The sequence below is a fragment of the Frankia sp. AgKG'84/4 genome (assembly GCF_023242965.2).
GTDB lineage: Bacteria > Actinomycetota > Actinomycetes > Frankiales > Frankiaceae > Frankia.
Map to the genome: position 1 here is coordinate 1 of NZ_JALKFU020001242.1, position 2382 is coordinate 2382.

3 protein-coding genes are annotated in these 2382 nt (G+C 71.8%); 1 reads left to right on the top strand and 2 read right to left on the bottom strand.

All coding sequences use genetic code 11. The features are described 5' to 3' along the window. Positions 1-249 (bottom strand): hypothetical protein (locus MXD58_RS29210; protein ID WP_250611377.1); only part of this gene is annotated, 249 nt, incomplete at its 3' end. Between the two features lie 94 nt (positions 250-343). Then, positions 344-613: a hypothetical protein gene (locus MXD58_RS29215; protein ID WP_248839040.1), complete on the bottom strand. Its 270-nt coding sequence runs from the start codon at positions 611-613 to the stop codon at positions 344-346. A 366-nt stretch (positions 614-979) separates the two neighbouring features. Here MXD58_RS29215 and MXD58_RS29220 point away from each other — a divergent pair. Continuing rightward, the coding region (locus MXD58_RS29220) for an acetate--CoA ligase family protein (RefSeq protein WP_250611379.1) at positions 980-2382 on the top strand (1403 nt) is incomplete at its 3' end.

Here is a 2382-nt window from a genome sequence, read left to right on the forward strand (position 1 = left end):
GGCGGTGTCTGGGGTGGCGGTGTCTGGGGTGGCGGTGTCTGGGGTGGCGGTGTCTGGGGTGGCGGTGTCTGGGGTGGCGGTGTCTGGGGTGGCGGTGTCTGGGGTGGCGGTGTCTGGGGTGGTGCCGGAGGCGTCCGCGATCAGCAGGCCGGCCGCCAGCGCGTGGGTGAGCCTGACCCGGTGCCCACATTCGACGATGTCAACGAGGTCACCCGCGGAGATGACCCAACGGTCATCGATCTTCTGCACGTGACCTTCCCATCCGTGGGTGCCAGTCCGGTGACCACCCCGGGCGGCCCGCCCCGCATGGGCGTGCCAGGCCGGAACGGCCGGTCAACTACGTTCACACCTTTGGGCTATCGCTACGGGGCGCACCGCCTCGTTGCACCCCCCGGAAGTCAAGGTCAAAAGCGAATGTGGCCTTCGTCACAACAATGTCCGAGTCGCCGCCAGCAGCTACCCAGAGCAAGGGAATCATCGCATCCAGACCTGAAATCGGCCGCGACCCCACCTCAGTGATCGACATGGCGGTGATCGACATGGCGGTGATCGACATGGCGGTGATCGACATGGCCGACGCCGACGCGATGGCGGGACGCAGCGCCTCGGCCAAGCACGCCCGCGAGCGACGGCGCGGCGACCTCGCCGGTCGCGAGCCACGGGCGGGGCGCGGGCGGGTCGTAGGTGAACGCCGACGGATCCACAGCCGGACGATTTCCCGGCGGCGGGGGGCATCACGCACCATCAGCCCACCACTGCGGAAGACGCACAGCGCCACGGTGCCGGATCGATCCCCCTCGCCGGACACTGTTTGCCCATCCGCCAGACAACCACCCCGGCCCCGGCCGGACCCGGTCCACCGCACCCGGACGACAGCCGGGCGCCGGACGGCATGCGATGGCGACGCGTACTACGATTAAAACGATCATGCCTGCGGATGGCCGCCAGAGACGCATGATTCAGTGGCAGGAGGGTTCTGGTGGCCGATTCCCCGTCCGGACCGGCGGCCCCGGGTGGCTCCCAGACCGACCAGGCCGACCAGACCGACCAGGCCGACCAGGCCGACCGGCCCCACGACAGGCGAGGGATCGAGCGGCTGCTGCACCCCCGGGTGGTCGCGGTGATCGGCGCCAGCCGCGAACCGGGGACGGTCGGCCACGAGGTGTTCCGGCGGCTGCTCGCCGACGGTTTCACCGGCACCGTGTATCCCGTCAACGCCGCGGCCAGCCACGTCGCCTCCGTCTATGCCTACCGTGACGTCACCGAAGTGCCCGAGCCGATCGACCTGGCCGTGATCGCGGTGCCGGCCCGCGACGTCGTCGGTGTCCTGCGGGCCTGCGCGGCCCGGGGCGTGGGCGCCGCCATCGTCGTGTCGGCCGGGTTCGCCGACGGTGGCGACGAGGGGCGCGCCCTGCTCGCCGAGACCGTCCGGATCGCGCGCGAGGGCGGCCTACGACTCGTCGGGCCGAACGCGATGGGCGTCATCAACACCGCCCCGTCGGTCCGGATGCACGCCACCTTCGCCGTGGGCGCCGCGCCCGCCGGCCGGGTCGGCGTGTTCACCCAGTCCGGCGCACTGGCGGGAAGTTTTCTCGCGGACGCCACCCGTCGCGCGGTCGGATTCTCCACGTTCGTGTCCGCCGGCGACCGATCCGACATTTCCGTAAACGACCTGCTGGAATACTGGCGGTCGGATCCCCGGACCGACGTCATCATGCTGCACCTGCAGAGCCTTGGAAATCCCGCCCGGTTCGCGCGCATAGCCCGCGAACTCGGCCAGGGTAAACCCGTCGTCGCATTGAAAAGCGGTCAGGACAGCGCCGACGGCGGTGTCGACGCGCTCCTCGGCGGCGCCGGGGTGGTGCGCGTCGACACGCTGAACCAGCTTTTCGACGCCGTGCAGCTCCTCGCCCACCAGCCGCTGCCCGCCGGGCGCCGCGTTGGCGTCGTCGGCACGAGCAGCGCGCTGGCAACGCTGGCGACCGACGCGTGCCGCACCTACGCACTCGACGTTCCCGTGCTCTCCGCCGGGACCCATGCGGCGCTCGCCGCGCTCGTCGGCGACCGGTACGCCACCAACCCCGTCGATCTCGGCCCGCTCGCCGACCCCGACCTGTTCGACGCGACGCTGCGCACGGTCGCGACCAGCGGCGAGGTCGACGCGATCCTCGCCCTGGTCACGCCGCACGCGCAGGAGAACCGCCTCGGCGCGGCGATCCGCGCGGTCGCCGCCGACACCGGCCTTCCCGTCCTCGCCAACTACCTCGGCCAGGACGGCATCCCCGCCGCGCTCACGGTCGCGGACGCCGACAGCCGCCCCGCGCGCGGTTCGGTGCCGTCCTACTCCTCCCCGGAGTCGGCGGCCCTCGCGCTGTCCCGCGC